This is a genomic window from Thiomicrospira sp. (genome assembly GCF_036568485.1).
Taxonomy (GTDB): domain Bacteria; phylum Pseudomonadota; class Gammaproteobacteria; order Thiomicrospirales; family Thiomicrospiraceae; genus Thiomicrospira.
This window is the reverse complement of the sequence record NZ_DATCSL010000015.1, coordinates 36,149-59,389: the sequence shown is the minus strand read 5'-3', so window position 1 is coordinate 59,389 and position 23,241 is coordinate 36,149. Positions and strand designations below refer to the sequence as shown.

Below are 23,241 nucleotides of genomic sequence, written 5' to 3'. Positions count from 1 at the left end.
ACAAGATACCAATACTGTTTTAATATCCAAGTAGTTTAAAGTATTGGCAACACGGTGGAACAAGGCTCTATTTTCAGTTGTAATCTGCGCCCCTTTTGCAGCTTGACCGGCTGCTGTTTGCGGGTAACCACAGCACAAATAGCCTGGCGGTAGAATAGTTTGCACACCTGTTTCATACAGCATGGTTAAGGTCGCCATACTGATATCGCTGAATAAACGTTCCGAGCCACAGCCCGGGAAGTAAAACACCGCTTCGGTTTCCTCGGAGGTTTTAACCGGATCACGTAAAATCGGCACAACTGTACGATCCTCAAGCGACAGTAACGCTCGCATCGTTGGCTGATTGGGTCCGATGTCTAACGGCTTACGCACGAAATGAATCACTTGCTGTGCCACGGGAGTTTGCCCAGTCGAGCTGGCCGGTAACTGGTCTTTACGACCCAGTAACCCGGTCCATTTAGCCAAGCGGTGACCTAACCTTTGACCCAATGCCCCCCAACCCAATAAGGTGGTGCGTAAAAACTTCACCAGGCCTGGTTGTCCGGTATTTAAATAGAATAGTGCCGCTTTGGTACCAATACTCGACTGTTTTTGCCCCATATCGGTCAAGATTTTTCGCATGCGAATCGAGACGTCACCAAAGTCAATGTCCACCGGACAAGGCGCCTCACATTTATGACAAGTTGTACAGTGATCGGCCACGTCGTTCATCGCATCAAAGTGATGCAATGAAATACCGCGACGGGTTTGTTCTTCGTACAAGAAGGCCTCGATGACTTGACCTGTCGCCAAAATCTTATTACGTGGTGAATAAAGTAAATTGGCGCGCGGAATATGCGTTTGACACACTGGCTTACACTTGCCGCAACGCAAACAATCTTTAATGTCATTGTTAAGCTGATCAAGTTCGCTGGCCTCTAAAATCAAGGCTTCTTGCTTCACAAGTGACAAAGAAGGCGTATAGGCATTGTGTAAACCAGAACCTGGCATTAGCTTGCCTTTATTAAAGTGACCATTCGGGTCCACTTTATTTTTGTAGTCGACAAAAGCCTGAATTTTGTCCGAGGATAAAAACTCAATTTTAGTTAAACCAATGCCATGCTCACCTGAAATCACGCCGCCTAAATCAGTGGCGAGCTTCATCACACGCTCTACCACACGATCGGCTAATTGAATCATCTGATAATTGTTAGAGTGCACAGGGATATTGGTGTGGATATTTCCATCGCCGGCATGCATATGTAATGCCACAAACAAACGTGCGTTACGCAATTCAAAATGTAATTCTTTTAATCGTATCATGACCGCTTCAAAGTCATGCCCCATGAAAGTTTGCTGTAAAAACTCTAGCACTTCTTGACGATATGAAATCACCATATCACGACGCAAAATCAGTTTAACCAAAGTGTCGTTGTCACGCATTTGAGTGCGGGCACTTTCATCTAAAAAGTCGACTAAATTTGCGGCTGGCTCATCTAAAGACTTCAGCAGCGTAGTCCAGCGATGTTTTACTTTTTCTAGGTGATGAAGTGTAGCCTGCACTTTGGAGCTGAAATATTCAGCCGGCCCGCCTTGACTGTCTTCGAAATCATCTTCCAAGGTATACTCAGGAATATCACCCGAAAAATAGGCGCTTAAGCTATCTAAAATATCGATTTTGTTCTGGATCGACATTTCAATGTTAATGCGCTCAATGCCTTCGTTGTATTCGTTCAAACGTGGCAATGGAATCACCACGTCTTCATTCACTTTAAACGCATTAGTATGGGCTGAAATGGCGGCGGTGCGTGAACGATCCGCCCAGAAACGTTTGCGTGCATCCGCACTGACTGCGACAAATCCTTCGGCGTTACGTTTATTCGCCAACTCAACAATTTCTTGGCAGGTTTTAGCGACTTCAAACCCATTGTCACCGGCAATATCACCAATCAAGATCATTTTAGGTAATTCACGACGCTTGGCTTTGGTATTGTATTTAACCGCTCTGACATAGCGCTCATCTAAATGCTCTAGACCTGCCAACAAAATGCCTTGGGCTTTTTTGCTTTCAATAAAGTCGGTGATTTCGACAATCGCGGGCACGGCTAAACTCAAATCAGTACCAAAAAACTCTAAACACACGGTACGAATATGTTCCGGCATACGGTGCAGAATGAAACGAGCCGAGGTAATCAGACCATCACAACCTTCTTTTTGCACACCTGGCAAGCCACTTAAGAACTTATCGGTTACATCCTTACCTAAACCGGCTTGGCGGAAAGCGGTTCCCGGTATATTTAAGGTTTCAACCTCACCCACTGGCGTAACACCATCGCTTTGGTAGCGGTGAATCTCAAACGTCACCATCGCCTGATCTTGAAGCTTGCCTAGGTTATGGTTAACTCGCACCACTTCCAACCAGGTCGCATCTGGCATCACCATTTTCCAGGAAGCCAAATTGTCTAAAGTCGTTCCCCACAAGACGGCTTTTTTGCCACCGGCATTCATCGAAATGTTGCCGCCGATCGTCGAGGCATCATGAGATGTCGGGTCAACCGCAAACACTAAATCATTGCGTTCAGCCAATTCTGTTACACGTTTGGTCACCACCCCTGCTCCAGTGCGAACGGTTGGCACTTTAACACCGACGCCCGGCAACTCAATCGGTTCAACCATACTGAGAAATTCAAGCTTCTCGGTATTAATCACCGCCGTATTGGCATGCAATGGAATCGCCCCACCTGTGTAGCCAGTACCACCGCCACGTGGAATAATCACCAAACCAAGTTCGATACAAGCTGCGACAATATCGGCGACTTCTTGTTCGGTATCTGGGCTAATCACCACCAACGGCAATTCAACACGCCAATCGGTTGCATCCGTTGCGTGTGATACTCGAGCCAAACCACCAAAATCGGCATTGTCGGCGCGTGTGATTTTCTTTAGGCGTTTGCTGACTTTTTGGCGCAATGCCACTTGCTGTGGGAACCAAGCTTCAAATTCTGCTACAGCCTTACGCACCGAGTCTAAAAGTGACTCCGCCAATGTATTGTCATTCAAACGTGCTTCTACTTGTGCGAGGCGATGATGCAAAGCATCAATTAATGCTTTACGACGCTTCGCATTTTCCAATAAATCGTCTTGAATATAAGGGTTGCGCGACACGACCCACATGTCACCCAGCACTTCAAACAACATTTGTGCAGATCGCCCTGTATTACGTGTTTCACGCAATTGTTCAATCGATTGCCAACCCGCTTCGCCTAAAAAACGTAAGACGATTTCTCGATCTGAAAAAGAGGTGTAATTGTAAGGAATCTCGCGAATGCGTTTTGTCGCTGTCATGTTTGCGCTGCCACCTTAGGATATAAGTTGATACAAGAATGTCACTTTTGACCGGATCACCAGGCCTGGTGATCCAACTAAGCAAAAAGCTTAATTGGATCGCTGCCTTGGCTTGTTTCGAGTTTTTTTCGACTCGGCGAAGGTTTTAATCCGGCGTTTTCGGTCTTTTTGTTTGGCTGTTAATTGATCTTTGTTCTCATCAAACGGGTTTTCGCCCACTCTGAATTCTACGATAACCGGTGTGCCTTCCCATTTAAAGGCTTTACGAAATACGTTTTCTAAATAGCGTTTATAAGGATTCGGCACCTTATCAAGTTTATTACCGTGAATAATCACGCGTGGTGGATTTAGGCCACCTAAATGAGCATAACGCATTTTTAAGCGACGTCCGCCAACTAATGGCGGCTGATGATCTAACACCGCCTGTTCAAGCACGCGGTTTAAATCCGAGGTCGGCACTTTATGCGTCGCCGCTCGATACACCTGTTTGATGGTTTTAAATAAATCGCCCACACCGGTTCCATGTAAAGCCGAAATTAAATGCGTTTTGGCATATTCAACAAACTGCAATCGATAGTCCAACTCGTGGCGGATTTTTTTGCGTTGATCCTGATCTAAGTTATCCCACTTATTCACCGCCAAAACCAAACCTCGGCCGGACTCAATCGCCAAGCCTAATAAGGTCAGGTCTTGATCGGTAATGCCTTCAGAGCCGTCCATCAGCATCACCACCACATGTGCGTCCTGCATGGCTTCGATCGCTTTTAAAATACTGAACTTTTCTATTTTTTCGGAGACATTTTTGCGCCGACGCACACCGGCGGTATCGATCAAGGTATAAGCTTGACCATCACGCTCAAACGGCACATAAATACTATCACGTGTGGTACCCGGCATATCAAACGCCACCACCCGGTCTTCCCCCAACATACGGTTGATAAGGGTCGATTTACCTACATTTGGACGTCCGATTACAGCAACTCGAATTCCAGGGTGTTCGTCTAAGCCGACATCATCTGTTTTAACTTCGATCGGTAAACGTTCAATTAAATCATCCACGGCTTGAGCAACGTTATCACCATGGGCAGATGAAATACCTATCGGCTCACCAAGCCCCATGCCATAAAACTCAGCGGTTAAGACATCTAGGTTACAACCCTCTGTCTTATTGACCAATAATTGAACCGGCTTTCCAAATCCGCGGATAAAATCCGCGATGGCTTCATCCGCAGGGGTTAAGCCAGCTCGGCCATCGGTAATAAAGAAAATCGCATGCGCTTCTTCTAGTGCCTGCTGAACTTGTGAAGCCATTAATGGGTCAACCCCGCCGCCTTCACCGCTCAAGCCCCCAGTATCAACCACAATATAATCATACTCACCCACTCGACCTGTACCGTATTGGCGGTCGCGGGTTAAACCCGGGTAATCAGCCACAATCGCGTCACGTGTTTTGGTTAGGCGATTAAACAAGGTCGACTTACCGACATTCGGACGACCTACCAGAGCCACAATCGGTTTACTCATTGTCTACACTCGAATTAACACCACCAGGCCTGGTGGTCGGTGCGTTTTGATTATGATAAGCAGTTACGCCCCCATCACTATCTAACACGTAATAATGTTGTTTATCTTGGTGAATCCGCAGAATTTTTTCACCATCTTTTAAATGATTCGCGTGTTTAAAACGCGCACTGATATGACCATCTTTCGGGTCAACCCAATGTAGATAACCTAGACCATCACTGAGCAATATTGATGTACCGGATGTCGCATCGGTTGAATCAATGATTACATCACCTAATAATCGATATTGTAAGGCTGTCTGATTCCAAAACTCGGTGCCTGTCACAGGGTCTAACGCGCGCAACACATCCTCATCATCGACAAGATAAATCACATTATCCAGCACTACAAAATCACGATAACCCGAAATATCTTTTGCCCAAGAAAGATTGCCATTTCTGGGATTGACCGCCGCCATACGTCCGTTATAGCTTAAAACAAACAAACGTTGATTGTCTAAAACCAGGCTCGATTGAATATCAACCATTCTTTCCAAGTCAGTCCGCCCCGACGGAGTAGCAATGCGTGCATCCCAAAGGGTCTCACCCGTGCTAAAAGACAGCGCTTCAACAAAACCCGATTCACGACCAACATAAACCTTGTCATCATTGACTAAAACGGGGGCGGCACCACGAATAAATAAATTGGGCATTTGATGATCCGCAACCCAGATGACCGCACCGGATTGAAGATTAAGCGCCACGACACGACCATCGTTCGTACGCACAAAAACTCGTCCACGCTCAACGACAGGCGTGCTAATCACTTCACTGTTAAGCTGGGTCTGCCAAATGACTTGACCAGTTTCAGGTGATAAAGCCAGCAAATCGCCTTTTGACGAACCAATCAACAACTTATCTTGAATAAAAACCGGCCCAGCCAATATTTCGGCTTCATATTTGGTTTGCCAAATAACTTGATCGGTATAACGTGATTGGCTTTGTTTCCAAAGTGCGCTGACAAGCCCTGAACTAGATGCAACGTATAAACGTTCGCTATCATCCGCAATAGTTAAACTGCGACCATCAGCTTGCGCCAACTTATCGACCGAGACTTGCCATTCAAAGCTTAAATCGCGCTCGACAACACCTGGAGCCAAAGGCGTTGGTGTTCGCACCGTTTTTGATGGCGTGCTACACGCTTGCAGCAAAATAGCGCTTAAACATAGTGTCGCGACTAAAAAAGAATTTTTCATTATTGCGCCAAATCATCCATTTGTAAGCGTGCAATATTTTTCAAATCCGCTTGAGCTTGTTGATTGTCAACCACACGTTTAAATGCAGATTGCGCCTTGCTAAAATCCTGCTGCGCTTGGGCTAACAAGGCGCTCACATAATCGACATTTGCCTGTTGCGCACCATTAAGTTTGTTAGCGCTTAAGTCATCAAGTCGTTTTTGAGCTTCATCTAATTGAGCTAACTCAATCTGAAGGCGCACGATTCTTAACTGAGCCGTCACTTGCATGTCGGCGGGTTGTTTTGCATCCACTACCCACTGCAAGGCCTCTAAGGCCGCTTCCGATTCAGCTTTTTCCCAATGAAACTGGGCCAACATCATAGCCGCCGCACCCGCATAAGGGCTATCGGGTTGCTCTTGCATTAAACGGCGCGCTTCTCGTGATACCTCACCAAATGTACCGCTTTGATGGCTGAGTTCTAATACTCCAAATGTGGCTGAGGCATTCGCTGATTGCGTGTAACTATAAGACTGCCAATAGCGCCAACCGGCAAAAGCAATCGCCACAATCAGTACGCCGCTTAAAATTAACGTGCCATATTTAGCCCACCAAGCCTTAATAGCTTCGATTTGTTCCTGCTCGGTATCATAACGACTCATAACTTACCTTTTCTGCATAGCTTGTGAAAAAAACGCCACCAACTCATTCCAAGCCAGTGATTGTTGTTCAGATTGTTCTCTTAGGGGTTTAATGGTGGCCACTTGTTGACTCACTTCATTATCACCCAAAATAACCGCATAGGTGGCGCCGGATTTATCGGCTTTTTTAAGCTGACTTTTGAAACTGCCGCCACCGCAATGCATTTGAATACTCATTGTTGGCAAGGCATCGCGTAACATTTCGGCCAATACCAGGCCTGGTCGTGCTGCTTGCTCGCCAGCTAATACCACATAAATATCCGCCGCAACCTCTGAAGCTGGATTTTGTTGGTCTATAATCAACGCCATTAAGCGCTCAATTCCTAATGCAAACCCCACCGCTGGTGTTGGCTTTCCACCAATTTGTTCAACTAAGCCATCATAACGTCCACCAGCACACACTGTGCCCTGCGCACCTAGATCCTTTGTCACCCATTCAAAAACACTGCGATTATAGTAGTCGAGGCCACGAACCAAATTTGGGTTAATGACATAGTCTAATCCTAGATCATCCAGTTGCGCACAAAGCTGTTCAAAATGTTGTTTTGACTCAACATCCAGCGCATCCATCAGCTTGGGAGCCTGTGCCACCACATCTCGCATTGCTGGGTTTTTACTATCCAACACACGCAATGGGTTCGTCTCCAAACGGCGTAAACTATCTTCATCTAGTTCCGTCTTACGACTTTGCAAATAAGCCACTAACTCATCACGATAAGCGGCGCGAGCTTGCTGGCTACCGAGCGAATTAATCTGCAACTCTAAACCATTTAAGCCCAATTGCTCCCACAAACGAGCGCTGAGAGCAATTAATTCAACATCAATATCCGGCCCTTCTAAGCCAAACACTTCCACACCCAATTGATGAAACTGGCGGTAACGACCTTTTTGCGGACGCTCATGTCTAAACATCGGACCTGAATAATAGAGCTTTTGAATCTGATTATGCGTTAAACCGTTTTCAATCATCGCTCTGACACAACCGGCCGTGCCTTCTGGGCGCAATGACAAACTGTCACCGTTTCGGTCCGCAAAGGTATACATTTCTTTTTCAACAATGTCAGTCACTTCGCCAATAGAGCGGGCAAATAACTCGGTTTTTTCAACCAAGGGCAAACGTATCGGTTGATATCCATATTGATGCAAGGTCTGCTCTGCGGCTTGCAAAACTTGCTGAAACGCCATGGCTTGCTGACCATAAATATCATTCATGCCGCGAATGGCCGCAATCTGTTTTGTCATAAAGTTTTATTCCTAAGGTTGGGACGATGTTGGCTCTGGGGATACAAGTCGATCGGTTTCCATGTTTTGGTTTTCGACTTCTTGATACTCAAGTAATAAAGGTTCCGAACTCATACTCGGCAAACCGACCGTATCCGCCATATCCGATTCCAGTAGACCAGTCACAATAAAATAGCCGACCACTAACACGATCACCCAGACGACGAACCAATAAACGCGCCGACTATTTTCTGGCGCCTGTACATTTAAACCCTTCTGCTCAACCGGCTTGAGTTTTGAACTCAGGTTTTGCGCATCATCTTGGCTCAACATAAACGGAGACAAATCCAAATCCAATAAGGCCGCATAATTTCTTAAATGACCACGCTCAAAAGGGTCTAAATCCTCTATAGAGGACTTCTGTTCCAGCTCCTCTAAACGATCCGTCGGCAACTTTAAACTGTCGGACACTTGTTTAAGACTGAGCTTCTTTTCCAAACGTTTATTGCGCAACACTTGCGCAAAAGATGATCCCGCTGGTGCTTCTTGATGCTGCATGGACTTACCCTCTTAAAAACAAACCACTCACACTTGATTTAACTGCGAACGCGTTGTCAAATCGGTTAGTTCTACACGATGAAGTGTGCGCTTAGTACGATCCTTTACCTTACCAGCCAACTGGCCACAAGCCGCATCAATATCATCACCGCGCGTTTTTCTGACAGTACAGTTTAACCCAGCTTGCTTTAAGCGATCCTGAAAACGGTGAACCGCATTGTTAGATGAACGTTTATAGTCCGTATTTGGAAACGGATTAAATGGAATCAGATTAATTTTAGAAGGCAGATCTCCTAACAAGTCAATCAACTCGTCTGCATGTTCGATTCGGTCATTTACGCCATCTAACATGACATATTCAATCGTAATATGTTTTTTAGAGTTGCCACCTTCCACATAACGAAACAGCGCCGGCATCAAAACTTCAAGCGGGTACTTTTTATTTACCGGAACCAGCTCATCACGCAACGCATTGTTAGGTGCATGTAATGAAATCGCCAAGCTTGCATCGACTTCTTCACGCAACTTGTCTATGGCCGGAACCACGCCTGCTGTACTGATCGTGACACGACGCTTGGATAAGCCGTAAGCATTATCATCCATCAAAATACGAGCCACCGGAAAAACATGCGTAACATTTAACAGCGGTTCGCCCATGCCCATAAAAACGACATTGCTGACTACGCGCTCTTCGCGTGGCGTCACGCCTAGTGCCTTATTGGCCACCCACATTTGCGCAATAATTTCCCAGTTTTCTAAATTACGATTAAAGCCTTGTTGCGCTGTTGAACAAAAAGAACACTCTAACGCGCAACCAACCTGCGAAGAAATACACAAAGTGCCGCGATCCGCTTCCGGGATAAACACGGTTTCTATACAGTTATGGTTGTCCATTTCTAGCAACCATTTAATGGTGCCATCACTCGAACGTTGCTCAGCCACAATTTTAGGCGTGCGGATCTGCGCAACCTGCTTTAACTTTTCTCGCAGGGCTTTACTGACATTGGTCATATCATCAAAGTCACTCACCCCAATTTGGTGGATCCATTTCATGACTTGAACCGCACGAAAAGGCTTTTCACCGAGCTGGGCAAAAAAAGCTTCAAGCGCAGCTCTATCCATACCCAACAAATCTGTTTTTTCTGTCGCCTGCGTCATGCTCATGTCCTAAAACTCACTCAAATAGGGGCCAATGTTATTGGCGTGAAAACACATCGTTTTCACTAAAAAAATAGGCGATCTCACGCGCTGCACTTTCTGGTGAATCGGAACCATGCACACAATTTACACGCATGGATTCAGCATAATCGGCTCGAATAGTCCCGGCTTCGGCTTTAGCCGGATCGGTCGCCCCCATAATTTTACGATTCAAGGCGATGGCATTTTCACCCTCAAGCACCTGAACAATACAAGGCCCAGATGTCATAAAAGTCACCAATGGCTCATAAAACTCACGCCCTTGGTGCTCAACATAAAAGCCCGCCGCTTGTTCCTGTGTCATATAAATCATTTTGGCGGCGACCACTCGTAAGCCTTGAGACTCAAACCGATGAATAATGTCACCAATCACGTTCTTTTGAACCGCATCAGGCTTAATAATCGACAGGGTTTGTTCAAGCATTTGTAATCCTTAGGCTTGCATAAAAGGAGGCTATTTTATCAAGTCTGCCTAAGCTTTGCACAATTGATCGAAGAATGATGCCCAAAAGCAAGAAACCCCAGCAAAGGGGTTTCTTGTATGTGCGCTGACCCTGTTCTTTTTAGACGGTAAAAGATTCCCCACAACCGCACTCGTCTTTAATATTAGGGTTTCTAAATTCAAAGCCTTCGTTCAATAAACTCTCTTTGACATAATCAATCTCTAGGCCTTCAATATTTTTTAAGCTCTTAGGATCAACATAAACATCAACACCAAAACTTTCAAACATAAGGTCGTCCTGCGCAGGCTCATCGACATAATCAACTACATAAGCAAACCCTGCACACCCACTCACTTTTGTTCCCACGCGCAAACCTATACCATGACCTCGTTTGTCAAGCATGGTTTTGACTCTTTGAGCTGCGGCTTGTGTAAGACTAACGCCCATTATTTTCTCCTAACATTCACCGGGTTTTTTATATTTACAATGACACTTCAATTTTACGAATCGAGGATGTCTTATTGAGCAAAGTATGCAGTGTTACGCCACTTAAAAACCCATCAATCATACAACTTAAATCATCCCATAACTCGTGAGATAAACACTTACTACCATTTTGGCAGTTAGCGCGCCCTTCGCATTTACGTGCATCCAATTTCTCATCAACTGCATGAATAATATCGCTGATACTGATTTCACTGGCTTCACGACTTAATCGATAACCGCCGCCGGGACCACGCGCACTTTTGACTAAACCGGATTTTTTTAACTTAGCAAACAATTGTTCAAGATACGACAGTGAAATTTCTTGTCGCTGTGAAATTAAGGCCAGTGTAATGGGTCCGGAATCTTGATTCAGGGCTATATCAATCATGGCCGTTACCGCATAGCGCCCTTTTGAAGTTAGTTTCATCTATACCAATCCGCGTTCTAAAATAATTTAACAACAATTGTATAATAACCGACTAGAACACTCAACTTTTAAGCTTCTGACTCATTTTTAGAAGCGCGATGTAAATGTGCCGCCTGTTCTGGGTCATCTGGATCGAGTACCGCATCATCCAAGTTTGGCAACGCCATATCAACACGCGCCCCACCTAGCCTCTCTACTTCATGACTAAGCTGAGCTAGGCGCTCATCCTGGGCTTGGACATGATCCAGTAAACTATAAATCGCTTTTTCAACTGGGTCATCCGCCCCCTGAGTTATACCATAAGCGTCGAAACCGATTTTTTGAGCCATTTGCTCTCGTTTTTTGCGTTGTTGATCATCGGTTTTATGCACAATTCGACCCGGAATTCCCACCACAGTCTTATCTTCGGGCACATCCTTAACCACTACGGCATTGGAGCCTATACGGGCATCATCACCCACATAAATTGGCCCTAAAATTTTAGCACCCGCTCCAACCACAACCCGCTCACCTAAAGTGGGATGGCGCTTACCTTCTTTCCAACTTGTTCCTCCCAAGGTTACACCATGGTAGAGCGTGCAATCATTACCTATTTCAGCCGTTTCGCCTATCACGACTCCCATGCCGTGATCGATAAAAACACGTTCACCAATTTTAGCGGCGGGATGAATTTCGATACCAGTAAACCAGCGTGCCGTCGTCGCCACAAAACGAGCCAACCACTTTAAGCCTTTGCCCCATAAAAAATGCGCCAAACGGTACCAAATAATAGCGTGCACACCAGGATAGGTTGTCAACACATCCCATAAGTTTCGTGCGGCGGGATCGCGCTCAAATACACACTTAATGTCTTGTTTCACACGGTTAAACATGTTTATCAGCCTCCTCACGCAATTGCGCTTGACGTTGTGCGGCGGTTAAAATTCCACGCAAGATATCCACTTCTTTTACATCCAACTGCGAACGGTTAAATAAACGGCGCATACGCCGCATGAAACGCGCATTTTTATCTGGATCCAAAAATTCAATATCTTGCAGAGCTTGGTGCAAGTGCCCATAAAACCCTTCCATTTGCTCACTCGATGCCAGATCATGTCGATAACCTTGCGACGTCTCCATTACAGGCTGACAAGCCATACGGCATTCATAAGCAAACACCTGCACGGCTGCCGCCAGGTTCAATGAAGTGTAATCTGGGTTAGAAGGGATATGTGCCAGATAATGACACCGGTCCATTTCTGCATTCGACAAACCCGAATCTTCACGACCAAAGACAATAGCCACTTGTTTAGCTGATCTTTCTAGTGACAATGACGCGGTTTGACGGACATCAAGCTGTGGCCACGCGACTTTTCGCAATCGAGCACTGGCCCCAATCACCAAAGCACAATCCGCTACCGCTTTATCCAAACTATCAAACACCTGCGCCTTGGCCAACAGATCGCCCGCACCAGACGCTCGAGACGAAGCAGTATGACTCGGAAAGTCGTTTGGGTTTACGAGAGCTAAGTTCGATAAACCCATATTTTTCATCGCCCGAGCTACCCCACCAATATTACCCGGATGCGAGGTTTCAACCAGAACGATCTTAATATTAGCTAAGGGCGCGTATTGATCAGGCATGTCGATTCCATCGTTTTAGTTTATAATAGCCAGTTAGTTTACACTAGGCCTGTTGCATTTTCATATCCGGGTCTTGTAAACACAGTTTTGCTCATTCTTTTACAATCTGGAACTCAACATGCACCCAATTTTGAACGTAGCCATGATCGCGGCACGCGAAGCTGGCGAAGTGATTCTTCGCAACCTGGACAATATCGACCGTCTAAATATTGAAGAAAAAACCAAAAACAACTTCGTCAGCGAGGTGGATAACTTGGCCGAACAAGCCATCATTAAAACCATTAAAAAATACTACCCAGAGCACGGAATTTTAGCCGAAGAAAGTGGTCGCCAAAACCCTAAATCGGATATGCAATGGATTATTGATCCATTAGACGGTACCACCAATTATTTACATCAGTTCCCACAATTTTCGGTATCGATTGCCGTCATGGAAAAAGGCAAACTGACTCACGGTGTCGTGTTCGATCCGGTACGAGATGAGATGTTCCACGCCACCCGTGGCAGCGGAGCGCGTTTAAACAACCGTCGTATTCGAGTTACCGAACAAAAGAACCTAAAACATGCCTTATTGGCGACAGGTTTTCCTTATTACGAATTTGATTATGTTGACAGCTATTTAGCCAGCTTTAAATCTTTCATGCTCAATACCGCAGGCATTCGTCGTGCAGGATCAGCGGCGTTAGATTTGGCGTATGTCGCGGCCGGACGCGTAGATGGTTATTGGGAGTTTAATTTAAAACCCTGGGATATCGCAGCAGGTATTTTGTTGGTCAAAGAAGCCGGTGGCATGTGTACTGACTTTGCTGGCCAAGACAATATGTTAGAGTCTGGCAACATTTTAGCTTGCACACCCAAGCTGATGAAAGACATGGCGAAAACCTTAACCGAAACCATTCCAGCCGAATTGCGTAAATAGCCAAATACCAGGCCTGGCATTAGATAAGCACCAGGCCTGGTACTAAGTCTCACTAAGCATCTAAACGCTTAGACATTAAAATGGCATCCTCTCGCTCGCCCGTAGAGCATTGATAGTAGTTTTTTCGCACACCGTCTTGTTCAAACCCCATCGTTTTATAGAGTTGACGCGCGGCCTTGTTTGAACGTCGGACCTCCAATAAAACCACCGAATATTCAGTGTTTTCAAACCGGTTAAAAATGGCTTGCAGTGCTTGCTTCGCCACCCCTTTATTTTGGTTGTTGACGGCCACACTTAAATTTAGCAAATGCAACTCATCCAAAACTGGCAGTAAGCAACAATAGCCCAGTGCCGAATTGTTTAGGTCCATTAATAAGTAATTTAAACCTTCATGTATAGCCCGTTCAAAACCTGCTCTTGTCCATGGGTGTGTGTAATTTTGACGCTCAATTTGCATCACCCAATCTAAGTCTGATTCATCCAAGAGTTTTAAATGGCTAAACATAAGCTAGATTAGACAAGATTTTTAGGCTGAATAATCGATCAAGCGTTCATAACACAAACGCTTCAAATGAGGTTGTTCAAGCATGGATTCAAAACTAGGCAAAGGCGTGACCAACAAACCTTCGGCTAAAATCTCATTCAATTCATGCTCAGGATCCATACTAAACACTTGTTCACAACCCAATTCAATCAACTGCTCAACCACCTCGAACATTGCCTGCTCGGTTTGCAAAGAATTCGTATCATAAAACAATACGGCCTGTTCGGAACCAAAATGAAACTTGAGAATAGCCTGCCACAAGCACCAGGCCTGGTGGTTATCTTGCTGCCAAATACTCGACAATCCCGAACCAATCAACACCCACTTAGGTTGGCTTGATTGGCGAGAGGTTTGCGTTTGCATGCTCGTGACTTTAGCCGGCTGATCTTTTTGTGCATCAAACTCTGAACGAACTTGCCAGTCTGTTACACCCAAGCCCATCCAAACATCCGCATGTATTTTGGATTCGGACACGACTTAAATCGTTTCTTCACGTTGAGGGTGAGCTTTGTTGTCATCAATCGAAAACTTATTCAATGCGTTGATATAAGCTTTTGCCGATGCCGTCACAATATCGGTATCCGAACCTTGACCGTTCAGAATACGCCCACCTTTCTCCAATCGCACGGTGGTTTCGCCGAGCGAATCGGTACCATTTGTAACGTTACTGACCGAATAAAGTTCAAGCGTCGTTCCAGAATGCACAATTTGCTCGATCGCTTTAAAAGTCGCGTCGACCACACCACCACCTTTTGCGTGCGCCGTATGTTCGACACCATTCACCCATAGGGTTAAAGTGGCTTGTGGTGCTTCACCCATTTCGGTCGAAACTTTTAATGCCATTAAACGGATGGATTCGTTTTCTAAACGTTCATTATTAGCATCGGTCACCAGCGCTTGCAAATCTTCATCATAGATTTCGTGTTTGCGATCTGCCAACTCCTTAAAACGCAAAAATGCATCATTTAATTGCGCCTCGGTTTCAAACTCGATACCGAGCTCAAGCAAACGAGTGCGGAAAGCATTACGTCCAGAATGTTTACCCAAGACCATTTTGTTGGTAACCCAACCCACATCTTCCGCGCGCATAATTTCGTAAGTTTCACGATGTTTTAATACACCATCTTGATGAATACCTGATTCATGAGCAAAAGCATTTGCCCCCACAATCGCTTTATTGGGTTGCACGGTAAAGCCCGTAATGTTCGATACCAAACGCGAAGCATTTAAAATTTCAGGTGTATGAATACGTGTATCCACCGAAAAGTGATCCTGGCGCGTTCGCACCGCCATTACCACCTCTTCCAGAGCCGTATTACCGGCACGCTCGCCCAAACCGTTGATCGTGCATTCTACTTGACGTGCGCCGTTTGATACCGCGGCCAAAGAGTTAGCAACGGCCAAACCCAAATCGTTATGACAATGCGCAGAGAAAACCGCTTTATCCGAGTTAGGCACTCGCTCAATTACATTTTTAAACAAGGCGCCAAATTGTTCCGGCACGTTATAACCCACCGTATCGGGCATATTAATCGTCGTCGCGCCAGCTTTAATAACCGCTTCAACCACCCGGCATAAAAAGTCTAAATCAGAACGCCCAGCATCCTCTGGTGAAAACTCAACATCATCCGTATAACGTCGGGCTTGTTTAACCGCCCAAACGGCGCGCTCAACGACTTCATCTGGACTCATGCGCAACTTCATTTGCATATGTATCGGGGAGGTGGCAATAAAGGTATGAATACGCCCTGAGTTGGCCGGCTTAATCGCTTCACCAGCACGTGCAATATCGTTTTCGACCGCACGTGCTAGACCACAAATCGTACTGTCTTTAATCGCACTCGCCACCGCTTTAACCGACTCAAAGTCTCCCTGGCTGGCGGCTGGAAACCCCGCCTCAATGACATCGACACGCAATTTTTCAAGCTGTTTCGCAATGCGTACTTTTTCTTCTTTGGTCATTGACGCACCGGGGCTTTGCTCACCGTCACGCAAGGTCGTATCAAAAATTATTAAATGATCTTTCATTACAATTCAGTCTCAATCTAAATTCATTAACAAAACGGATTATTCACTTTTAGCGCGATGGCGCTGAGCACGTGTCTTTTTCAGTCGTACCAGGGTCATCACCAGGCCTGATAGCGCATATAAAAAAGCCATACCAAATAAAATAACAGATGGTTTTAACGTAATAACAACAAAAACCAACACAATTAACAGCAGGGTGACAAACGGCACTTTATCTTTTAAGTTAAATTCCTTAAAGCTACTAAAACGCACATTACTTACCATCAATAGACCACCAACCAACGTTAAACCCAGCGCTACCCAAGCTTCCAAACCTGTTTGGATTTGGTTGCTTTCAACCATCCAAACAAACCCTGCCAATAAAGCGGCCGCGGCGGGACTGGGAAGCCCTTGAAAATACCGTCGATCCGCGACCCCTACTTGAGTATTAAAACGCGCTAATCGCAAGGCCGCACCGGCTGTAAAAATAAAGGCCACCAGCCAACCAAGCTTACCAAATTCATTCAACACCCAAACATACATTAACAAAGCGGGAGCTAAACCAAATGACACCATATCTGCCAAGCTATCGTACTCAGCACCAAATGCACTACTTGAATTGGTCATACGAGCAATGCGACCATCCAGACCATCAAAAACCATGGCAATAAATACCGCAATGGCGCCAGCCATAAAATCACCATTCATACCGGCAATAACGGCGTAAAAACCAGCGAACAAGGCCAAAGTGGTCATTAAATTTGGTAGCAAATAGATACCACGTTCAAATGGGGGTTTCATTTATATCCTTATAGCTCAATTAATTAATTTAATTCTACATGGGTTTAGGGCAACTGAAAATGGCTTTAGGCTAAATCTCTTCACCACGCCCCACACCAAAATAACGAAAGCCTTGCTGTTTCATTATTTCAGGTTCAAAAATATTACGACCGTCAAAAATAATCGGGCGGCGCATCTTCTGTTTCATTACCGCATAATCCGGATTCCAAAAAAGCTTCCATTCGGTCAATATAATGAGTGCATCCACCCCTTCAATCGCTTGATACATGCTATCAACCATTTCAACTGCCTGAGCACCTTGCCAACTGCTCGCAAAATCTTGCATGGCTTTTGGGTCAAAGGCTTTAATCTGCGCCCCTTGTGCCGCAAAGGCTTCTAAAGCTTTCAAGCTAGGCGCATTTTCAACAGTAGCGGTATTGGGTTTAAAGGATAAACCCCACACACCGATTTTAAGTCCTCGCAAATCCGTATCAAAAAAACGCCAGGCTTTACGGAACATGACCTCCTTTTGAATTTCGTTATTTGATAAAACGGTACGTAGTAAGTCGGCATCGTAACCCTTGGTTTGTAAATCGCTCACCAAGGCTCGGACGTCGGCCGCAAAACTTGGCCCACCAAAGCCGCAGCCCGGATATAAATAACTAAAACCGATACGGCTATCCGAGCCTAAGCCTTGACGCACTTCTTCGAAATCAATATCAAAGTGTTCGGCGTTATTGGCCAATTCATTCACCAAACTAATACGTGTCGCTAACAGCGCATTAACTGCATACTTGGTGTATTCAGCTGCGCGAGTTGACATGACTTTTATTTGGTCGGTCATACGATTAAAGGGACGCAATAAATCACGCATCACTTTAATACTGTCGGCTTGCCGACACCCCAATACAATCCGATCGGGCCGCATAAAGTTATCTAACGCCGAGCCCTCACTAATAAAATCAGGCATCGCCACCACCGCAACGTTTATATTTAACTGGCGCTTAGCAAAGGCTTCCAACAAAGATTGTTCAAACCGATCTGCCGTCCCGACCGGAAAGGTGCTTTGATTAACAACTAACAAACTTCGTTCAACCGTTTGACCCATTAATTCGATCAAGGCCTCAGCTCGATCCAAACGCCACGAAGGAGTTGAGAGAATCAATAGATCTGCATGCGCCAAACCAACCTGCCAATCGGCTTCAAATTGCAAACGTCCTTCTTTATACTGTTGCGCTAATAAAGCATCCAGGCCTGGTTCTTCACGCGGCAAACGCCCAGCCTTTAAGTCTTCCACTTTCACCTGACCCACAGGTAGTGCCATAACATCGTTTCCCGCATGAGCTAATGCACCTGCGGTGACTAAACCGGTTAGCTCACACCCGAATACTGAAATTTTCATGATCGCTTCACTCTGTTTAATAATTGCACGGTTGAGCCATCAAAATGTTTGGCTTGTTCAGAATCAAGCATGGCTTGATAGGTATCCTTTGCAATTAACTTACCTAACTCAACGCCCCACTGATCGAAAGGATTGATTTCCCATATCACCGATTCAACAAAGGTTTTGTGTTCATAAAGCGCAATCAGCATCCCCAAGGTTTTAGCTGAAATAGATTTTAATAACAGCGTATTAGACGGCTGGTTGCCAGCATAGTGTTTAAAGGCCGAATTAAAACTAGATTTTAAATTTTCAGGGATCGCTGCATCTCCCAACATTAACACCCGCGATTGCGCAAAACAGTTCGCTAAAGCTAAACGGTGCTGATGTCGTAAGGATTCATTTTTGTGTGACTCAGAGTTTCGGTCAAAATCATCGCGCTCAACAGGCGCAATAAAATCCGACATCACGGCTTGGGTTCCTTGGTGTAGTAGCTGATAAAATGCATGCTGTGCATTAGGACCCACTTCGCCCCATAGAATCGGACAGGTTTTATAGTTCACCGACTCACCTTGTCGATTAACAGACTTACCGTTACTTTCCATAACCAACTGCTCTAGGTAAGAAGGTAAGTATCTCAATCTGGCGTCATAGGGCAAAATAGCTTTGGCTTGAATCCCTAAAAAATTTATATGCCAGATATCAATCAACCCCATTACGATTGGTATATTTTTTGCCATAGGCGCTTGAGCAAAATGCTGGTCCATCAAGCTTGCGCCTTGCAACATCTCGTGAAAGCCATCCATGCCAACTTTTAACGCGATAGGAAACCCAATGCAGGACCACAGTGAATAACGCCCACCAACCCAATCCCAAAACAAAAGTTGATTCTCTGGCGGAATACCCCATGCCGTCATCATATCGGGTTTCGTCGAAACCCCAATAAAGTGTTGCGCCATAATGGTGTTAATACTTGGAATACGCTCTTCAAGCCAGTCTTTCGCGGTTTCGGCATTAGACAAGGTATCAATAGTAGTAAATGATTTTGACGCCAAAACAAACAGAGTGGTCTCTTGGTTTAAGCTTTTCAGCAAGTTTGAAGTCTGAGTTCCATCAATCGATGAAATAAAATGTAAATTAATCGGTGAGGCTTGAGTTTGCAGTGCTTGAGTAACCATCAAAGGACCCAAGTCAGAGCCCCCTACGCCAATATTTACGACATCTGTGATGGGTTTGCCGCTGTAACCTCGCCAATGGCCTGAACGAACTTTATTCACAATCGCCGCCATCTTTGAAAACTGGTTTTTGACATCCGCCTCTACACTTGATGCAAACCCATTTTGGCACCCAGAGCCCGCTCTAAGCGCGCTATGAAGCGCAGGGCGACCTTCTGTATCGTTCACCACCTCACCACTTAATAAGCGCTCAATCCAGCCAGTCAGGTTCTGTTGTTTTGCCAATTCAAAGAGGCCGGCAAGTATGTCGTCATCAACGCGATTTTTTGAAAAATCCAAAAATAACTCGTCCAACTCAATCGCATAACGTTCTGCTCGACTAGGATCTTGCTCAAACCAATCCTTTAAGTGTTTATCCGCCGCTCCACCTCTCGCCAACCTGTCTAGCTTTAGCCAAGCGTTAGATTGATTCACCGCCATAACTCGATCCCTTTCGTTAGCACTAATTTGACTTTTGCGGCTTTAGCCCGCTTAAATCTAACGACGATAAATAGGCATGGAACGAGGCTCCGAGCTGTGAATCACGCAAAGCATATTCGACATTGGCTTGCAAAAAGCCCTGCTTATCACCACAGTCATAACTTTTACCGCCTTTAAACTCAAAGCCAAACATCACTTCTTCTTTTAATAACTCGGCCATGGCATCGGTTAACTGTATTTCACCGGCCTTACCAGGCCTGGTGGTTTTTAACAATTGCATTAAACGCGGGGTAAAAATATAACGCCCAACCACTGATAAATTGGATGGGGCTTCTTCCGGCGCGGGCTTTTCCACAAGATCAACAATTCGCAAATCCGCATCCTTGACCCCTGCAATCCCATACTTATCAACTTGGTCGCTCGGCACTTGCTCCAGGGCGACCACACTGGTATGAACTTGTTTATAATATTCGGCCATTTGTGCCAAACAGCCTTGTTGCGGGTGATACATCAGCACATCTGGTAGCAAAACAGCAAAAGGCTCGTCCGGCCCCACAACATGTGATGCACACAAAATTGCATGCCCCAAACCCAGTGCTTCCGGCTGTCGAATACTGATTAAGTTAACCCCTGGTGGCGTAATGTCTGCAATGGCATCTAAACGGTCATGCTTGGCTGACTCCAAAAGTTTGCTTTCAAGTTCATAATGGGTGTCGAAATGGTTTTCGATCGCATTTTTACTTGAATGGGTAATCAAAATAATATCCGTAATCCCGGCTTGCGCGGCTTCATGGACTATATATTGAATTAATGGCTTATCAACCACCGTTAACATTTCTTTTGGAATGGCTTTGGTCGCGGGCAAAAAACGTGTACCCAATCCGGCCACAGGGATAATGGCCTTTGTTAATTTTCTATACATCACTTATGTTTTTTCCTATTCAATACTATGTTGATGTCTTTTGACCCATATTACCAAAGATTCCTCATCCTTGCCGACCTCAGCCTCCAGCCCGACTTGCTGGCAAAAAGCAGGAACATCTTTAATCGCGCCTCGGTCACTTAAAAGTAACTTAAAAAGCTTTTCATCTGGCTGCTCAGCCAGCACCTTTTTAAAACGAATCAGAGGCATCGGACACGCCAATCCTCGCAAATCCACTTCAAACATTTTTAACCCCTTGCGTTTTATGTTCTTATAATAACTCAAAATGCAAAAGACAGGACCGGCTTGAACATGTCAAAGCTTTATTTATACAGCGTTATCAGCTTGATTGGTTTCGCGCTCACCCCAATTACAATTCAAGCTCAAAACTTACCCGATCTAGGATCACCAGGCCTGGTGATTTACGATCGACAAACTGAAGTTTCATTGGGTCGCGCATTTACTAAGGCGTTACACACCCAATTTAACCTTGTTAATGATCCTGAAACCCTCAGCTATGTTAGACGCATAGGTCATCGTATTGCCAGCCATACACACGATGGCCGCAACTATCGTTTCTATGTGATAGACGACCCAGCCATTAACGCTTTTGCAGGGCCTGATGGCATTATTGGCATTCACAGTGGTTTAATCCTAGCCGCCGAATCAGAGGATGAGCTCGCCTCCGTCATCGCCCATGAAATTGCGCACGTAACCCAAGAACATCTTTCACGCCGGTTTGAGCAGCAAAATAGTCTCAACATTACCAGCTTTGCCTCCTTACTAGCCGCGATCTTAATAGGCTCTCAAAACCCCTCTGCAGGCATTGCCACTATAATGGGTACCACAGGTCTAAGCCTGCAAGAGCAGCTTAGACACTCAAGAATTCACGAACATGAAGCAGACCACCAAGGCATCAGCTTGCTTCATCGAAGCGGCTACAATCCATATGCCATGGCTGACTTTTTTGGCAAACTCGCTAAACAATATCAGCTCAGTGAGTTTCGCCCTCCAGAAATTCTCATGACACACCCGGTAACCGAAACTCGCCTAGCTCAAGCCAGCAATCGGGCTCACCAACTTGGCACCCCAAAAGATCTGCATGACCAAATTAACTTACTCCTAATCCAGCAACGCCTAAAAAAACTTGGGCAAACACCTACCAATTATGTGACCAAAGAAACCCCCTACACAAACACAATCAATTGCTACAAACAAGCCATTCAAGCACAAAGCCAGCAACCTAATTGCCTTACAGATGCTCTCTACCAGCATCCCAATAATCGACTATTAAAAACGGCCCAAATCCTTTACACCGAATCAAACACTCAAACACAACTGCAACAACTCGAAGCGCTTCACGCCATCTACCCACAAGATGAAGCCTTGTTGCTGATTTTAGCCCGCACCTATCAGCAAGCTAACCTTTCAAAAAAAGCGATTCGACTGTTAGAAATGAATCGGCAAAATCTACTTTATCAATTTGAAGTAAACCAAGAACTAAGTTTACTTTATGCCCAAGACGATCAGTTGGCAGAGGCCTATTTTTATGAAGCCAGCGCATTTTTCACCATAGGTGATATAGACCGCGCTCGTTACTTAGCACGACTTAGCACCAAACAAAACCCAACCATCACAAGTCGACTAAAAAAAGCCTCAAGCCAACTCATATCGGCCTTAGGACTAGATGAAAAAGCAGCCGAATAAGCGCGAGTCATAGAAAATACTTTATCGGGTGATTAAATAAAACTATGGCAATTCCCCCCAAAAAAACTTGCTTTTAAAAGCGAACTCCGTAAGCTTACACCTCAAGAGCCAAATTCGATAAAAGCTCAGTACTAGAATCCCAAACGTAAAAAAATGGGAACGACAAGAGACTCTTTAGGAGGAGATAATGGTAAATTTTAAAGTAAAGCAAGCTTTAGCTGCGTTAACTGTTACAGCTGCATTGTTTGCAGCCCCTGTTTACGCTTCTGACGATGCAGCAAAGGCTGCGGCCCTTGCAAAAAACATTGAAGAAGGCAAAAAACTTGCATTTTCACGCAGTGAAGGTAATTGTTTAGCTTGCCACATGATCCAAGGTGGAACCTCTCCTGGGAACATTGGGCCAGCTTTAGTTGCTATGAAAATGCGTTTCCCTGACAGACAGAAATTGTTTGATAAAATCTGGGGCGTAAAAGAAACACAAGTACCTTACAGCATGATGCCATTATTCGGACGTAATGCTATTCTTTCAGACGATGAAATCAACAAAATCGTTGATTACATGTATAGTCTGTAAATTTTATTCCAAAACTTAACTGGGAGTTTTAAATC

Annotated in this window: 23 protein-coding genes; 3 read left to right on the top strand and 20 right to left on the bottom strand. The window is 45.1% G+C overall.

Annotated elements, in window-relative coordinates:
• The 12 genes from VIM91_RS01990 to VIM91_RS01935 form a co-directional block, all read right to left on the bottom strand.
• The coding region (locus VIM91_RS01990; RefSeq protein WP_331863144.1) for a DUF3683 domain-containing protein at positions 1 to 3,324 on the bottom strand (3,324 nt) is incomplete at its 3' end.
• 90 nt (positions 3,325 to 3,414) lie between these two features.
• Entirely contained in the window at positions 3,415 to 4,848 is a 1,434-nt protein-coding gene (gene der, locus VIM91_RS01985; protein WP_331863143.1) for a ribosome biogenesis GTPase Der, read from the bottom strand.
• On the bottom strand, positions 4,841 to 6,082 hold the full coding sequence (gene bamB / locus VIM91_RS01980; protein WP_331863142.1) for an outer membrane protein assembly factor BamB: 1,242 nt from the start codon (positions 6,080 to 6,082) through the stop codon (positions 4,841 to 4,843). The genes der and bamB overlap by 8 nt, the downstream gene beginning before the upstream one ends.
• Positions 6,082 to 6,723, bottom strand: a complete 642-nt coding sequence (locus VIM91_RS01975; protein ID WP_331863141.1) for a YfgM family protein — start codon at positions 6,721 to 6,723, stop codon at positions 6,082 to 6,084. Before VIM91_RS01975 ends, bamB begins: the two co-directional genes overlap by 1 nt.
• A gap of 3 nt (positions 6,724 to 6,726) precedes the next feature.
• Complete coding sequence (hisS, locus tag VIM91_RS01970) at positions 6,727 to 8,004, bottom strand: histidine--tRNA ligase (protein WP_331863140.1); 1,278 nt, start codon at positions 8,002 to 8,004, stop codon at positions 6,727 to 6,729.
• A gap of 12 nt (positions 8,005 to 8,016) precedes the next feature.
• Positions 8,017 to 8,541 carry a helix-turn-helix transcriptional regulator gene (locus VIM91_RS01965; protein ID WP_331863139.1) on the bottom strand — a complete coding sequence of 175 codons (525 nt, stop codon included), beginning with the start codon at positions 8,539 to 8,541 and terminating at the stop codon, positions 8,017 to 8,019.
• A gap of 27 nt (positions 8,542 to 8,568) precedes the next feature.
• Positions 8,569 to 9,699 (bottom strand): 23S rRNA (adenine(2503)-C(2))-methyltransferase RlmN, encoded by a 1,131-nt coding sequence (gene rlmN, locus VIM91_RS01960; protein ID WP_331863138.1) that lies wholly within the window; start codon positions 9,697 to 9,699, stop codon positions 8,569 to 8,571.
• A 37-nt stretch (positions 9,700 to 9,736) separates the two neighbouring features.
• Positions 9,737 to 10,162 carry a nucleoside-diphosphate kinase gene (gene ndk, locus VIM91_RS01955; RefSeq protein ID WP_331863137.1) on the bottom strand — a complete coding sequence of 142 codons (426 nt, stop codon included), beginning with the start codon at positions 10,160 to 10,162 and terminating at the stop codon, positions 9,737 to 9,739.
• A 139-nt stretch (positions 10,163 to 10,301) separates the two neighbouring features.
• Positions 10,302 to 10,628, bottom strand: coding sequence for an iron-sulfur cluster assembly accessory protein (locus VIM91_RS01950; RefSeq protein ID WP_331863136.1), 327 nt, complete (start codon positions 10,626 to 10,628; stop codon positions 10,302 to 10,304).
• Between the two features lie 34 nt (positions 10,629 to 10,662).
• Entirely contained in the window at positions 10,663 to 11,094 is a 432-nt protein-coding gene (locus tag VIM91_RS01945; protein WP_331863135.1) for an Rrf2 family transcriptional regulator, read from the bottom strand.
• A gap of 68 nt (positions 11,095 to 11,162) precedes the next feature.
• A complete protein-coding gene (gene cysE, locus VIM91_RS01940; protein ID WP_331863134.1) occupies positions 11,163 to 11,966 on the bottom strand; it encodes a serine O-acetyltransferase in 804 nt (267 codons plus the stop codon).
• Entirely contained in the window at positions 11,959 to 12,717 is a 759-nt protein-coding gene (locus tag VIM91_RS01935; RefSeq protein WP_331863133.1) for an RNA methyltransferase, read from the bottom strand. The genes cysE and VIM91_RS01935 overlap by 8 nt, the downstream gene beginning before the upstream one ends.
• 118 nt (positions 12,718 to 12,835) lie before the next feature.
• Here VIM91_RS01935 and VIM91_RS01930 point away from each other — a divergent pair, with 118 nt between their 5' ends.
• Positions 12,836 to 13,636: an inositol monophosphatase family protein gene (locus VIM91_RS01930; RefSeq protein ID WP_331863132.1), complete on the top strand. Its 801-nt coding sequence runs from the start codon at positions 12,836 to 12,838 to the stop codon at positions 13,634 to 13,636.
• A gap of 52 nt (positions 13,637 to 13,688) precedes the next feature.
• Here the strand turns inward: VIM91_RS01930 and rimI are convergent, their stop codons facing one another.
• The 8 genes from rimI to VIM91_RS01890 form a co-directional block, all read right to left on the bottom strand.
• Positions 13,689 to 14,141, bottom strand: coding sequence for a ribosomal protein S18-alanine N-acetyltransferase (gene rimI, locus VIM91_RS01925; RefSeq protein ID WP_331863131.1), 453 nt, complete (start codon positions 14,139 to 14,141; stop codon positions 13,689 to 13,691).
• A 21-nt stretch (positions 14,142 to 14,162) separates the two neighbouring features.
• Positions 14,163 to 14,654 (bottom strand): hypothetical protein, encoded by a 492-nt coding sequence (locus VIM91_RS01920; RefSeq protein ID WP_331863130.1) that lies wholly within the window; start codon positions 14,652 to 14,654, stop codon positions 14,163 to 14,165.
• Positions 14,655 to 14,657: 3 nt separating this feature from the next.
• Positions 14,658 to 16,208, bottom strand: coding sequence for a 2-isopropylmalate synthase (locus VIM91_RS01915; protein ID WP_331863129.1), 1,551 nt, complete (start codon positions 16,206 to 16,208; stop codon positions 14,658 to 14,660).
• 39 nt (positions 16,209 to 16,247) lie between these two features.
• Entirely contained in the window at positions 16,248 to 16,988 is a 741-nt protein-coding gene (pssA, locus tag VIM91_RS01910) for a CDP-diacylglycerol--serine O-phosphatidyltransferase (RefSeq protein WP_331863128.1), read from the bottom strand.
• Positions 16,989 to 17,058: 70 nt separating this feature from the next.
• On the bottom strand, positions 17,059 to 18,369 hold the full coding sequence (locus VIM91_RS01905) for a UDP-glucose/GDP-mannose dehydrogenase family protein (protein WP_331863127.1): 1,311 nt from the start codon (positions 18,367 to 18,369) through the stop codon (positions 17,059 to 17,061).
• A complete protein-coding gene (gene pgi / locus VIM91_RS01900; protein WP_331863126.1) occupies positions 18,366 to 20,003 on the bottom strand; it encodes a glucose-6-phosphate isomerase in 1,638 nt (545 codons plus the stop codon). The genes VIM91_RS01905 and pgi overlap by 4 nt, the downstream gene beginning before the upstream one ends.
• Positions 20,004 to 20,025: 22 nt before the next feature.
• Positions 20,026 to 20,925 (bottom strand): UTP--glucose-1-phosphate uridylyltransferase GalU, encoded by a 900-nt coding sequence (galU, locus tag VIM91_RS01895; RefSeq protein ID WP_331863147.1) that lies wholly within the window; start codon positions 20,923 to 20,925, stop codon positions 20,026 to 20,028.
• A gap of 15 nt (positions 20,926 to 20,940) precedes the next feature.
• Positions 20,941 to 21,171 carry a sulfurtransferase TusA family protein gene (locus VIM91_RS01890; protein WP_331863125.1) on the bottom strand — a complete coding sequence of 77 codons (231 nt, stop codon included), beginning with the start codon at positions 21,169 to 21,171 and terminating at the stop codon, positions 20,941 to 20,943.
• Between the two features lie 66 nt (positions 21,172 to 21,237).
• On the opposite strand from VIM91_RS01890, the gene VIM91_RS01885 reads away from it, so the two are divergent.
• Together VIM91_RS01885 and soxX are read left to right on the top strand one after the other, a co-directional pair.
• Positions 21,238 to 22,632: a M48 family metalloprotease gene (locus VIM91_RS01885; RefSeq protein WP_331863124.1), complete on the top strand. Its 1,395-nt coding sequence runs from the start codon at positions 21,238 to 21,240 to the stop codon at positions 22,630 to 22,632.
• A gap of 187 nt (positions 22,633 to 22,819) precedes the next feature.
• Positions 22,820 to 23,206, top strand: coding sequence for a sulfur oxidation c-type cytochrome SoxX (gene soxX / locus VIM91_RS01880; RefSeq protein ID WP_331863123.1), 387 nt, complete (start codon positions 22,820 to 22,822; stop codon positions 23,204 to 23,206).
• Positions 23,207 to 23,241 lie beyond the last annotated feature (35 nt).

What these genes read in the sequence shown, in the direction of transcription:
- VIM91_RS01950 (WP_331863136.1), bottom strand. Translation starts at nt 10,628, where the DNA reads ATGGGCGTTAGTCTTACACAAGCCGCAGCTCAAAGAGTCAAAACCATG.
- VIM91_RS01945 (WP_331863135.1), bottom strand. Translation starts at nt 11,094, where the DNA reads ATGAAACTAACTTCAAAAGGGCGCTATGCGGTAACGGCCATGATTGAT.
- rimI (WP_331863131.1), bottom strand. Translation starts at nt 14,141, where the DNA reads ATGTTTAGCCATTTAAAACTCTTGGATGAATCAGACTTAGATTGGGTG.
- VIM91_RS01935 (WP_331863133.1), bottom strand. Translation starts at nt 12,717, where the DNA reads ATGCCTGATCAATACGCGCCCTTAGCTAATATTAAGATCGTTCTGGTT.
- ndk (WP_331863137.1), bottom strand. Translation starts at nt 10,162, where the DNA reads ATGCTTGAACAAACCCTGTCGATTATTAAGCCTGATGCGGTTCAAAAG.
- rlmN (WP_331863138.1), bottom strand. Translation starts at nt 9,699, where the DNA reads ATGACGCAGGCGACAGAAAAAACAGATTTGTTGGGTATGGATAGAGCT.
- VIM91_RS01885 (WP_331863124.1), top strand. Translation starts at nt 21,238, where the DNA reads ATGTCAAAGCTTTATTTATACAGCGTTATCAGCTTGATTGGTTTCGCG.
- VIM91_RS01915 (WP_331863129.1), bottom strand. Translation starts at nt 16,208, where the DNA reads ATGAAAGATCATTTAATAATTTTTGATACGACCTTGCGTGACGGTGAG.
- cysE (WP_331863134.1), bottom strand. Translation starts at nt 11,966, where the DNA reads ATGTTTAACCGTGTGAAACAAGACATTAAGTGTGTATTTGAGCGCGAT.
- pssA (WP_331863128.1), bottom strand. Translation starts at nt 16,988, where the DNA reads ATGAAACCCCCATTTGAACGTGGTATCTATTTGCTACCAAATTTAATG.
- VIM91_RS01890 (WP_331863125.1), bottom strand. Translation starts at nt 21,171, where the DNA reads ATGTTTGAAGTGGATTTGCGAGGATTGGCGTGTCCGATGCCTCTGATT.
- galU (WP_331863147.1), bottom strand. Translation starts at nt 20,925, where the DNA reads ATGTATAGAAAATTAACAAAGGCCATTATCCCTGTGGCCGGATTGGGT.
- VIM91_RS01975 (WP_331863141.1), bottom strand. Translation starts at nt 6,723, where the DNA reads ATGAGTCGTTATGATACCGAGCAGGAACAAATCGAAGCTATTAAGGCT.
- hisS (WP_331863140.1), bottom strand. Translation starts at nt 8,004, where the DNA reads ATGACAAAACAGATTGCGGCCATTCGCGGCATGAATGATATTTATGGT.
- der (WP_331863143.1), bottom strand. Translation starts at nt 4,848, where the DNA reads ATGAGTAAACCGATTGTGGCTCTGGTAGGTCGTCCGAATGTCGGTAAG.
- VIM91_RS01930 (WP_331863132.1), top strand. Translation starts at nt 12,836, where the DNA reads ATGCACCCAATTTTGAACGTAGCCATGATCGCGGCACGCGAAGCTGGC.
- pgi (WP_331863126.1), bottom strand. Translation starts at nt 20,003, where the DNA reads ATGGCGGTGAATCAATCTAACGCTTGGCTAAAGCTAGACAGGTTGGCG.
- VIM91_RS01965 (WP_331863139.1), bottom strand. Translation starts at nt 8,541, where the DNA reads ATGCAGCATCAAGAAGCACCAGCGGGATCATCTTTTGCGCAAGTGTTG.
- VIM91_RS01905 (WP_331863127.1), bottom strand. Translation starts at nt 18,369, where the DNA reads ATGAAAATTTCAGTATTCGGGTGTGAGCTAACCGGTTTAGTCACCGCA.
- soxX (WP_331863123.1), top strand. Translation starts at nt 22,820, where the DNA reads ATGGTAAATTTTAAAGTAAAGCAAGCTTTAGCTGCGTTAACTGTTACA.
- bamB (WP_331863142.1), bottom strand. Translation starts at nt 6,082, where the DNA reads ATGAAAAATTCTTTTTTAGTCGCGACACTATGTTTAAGCGCTATTTTG.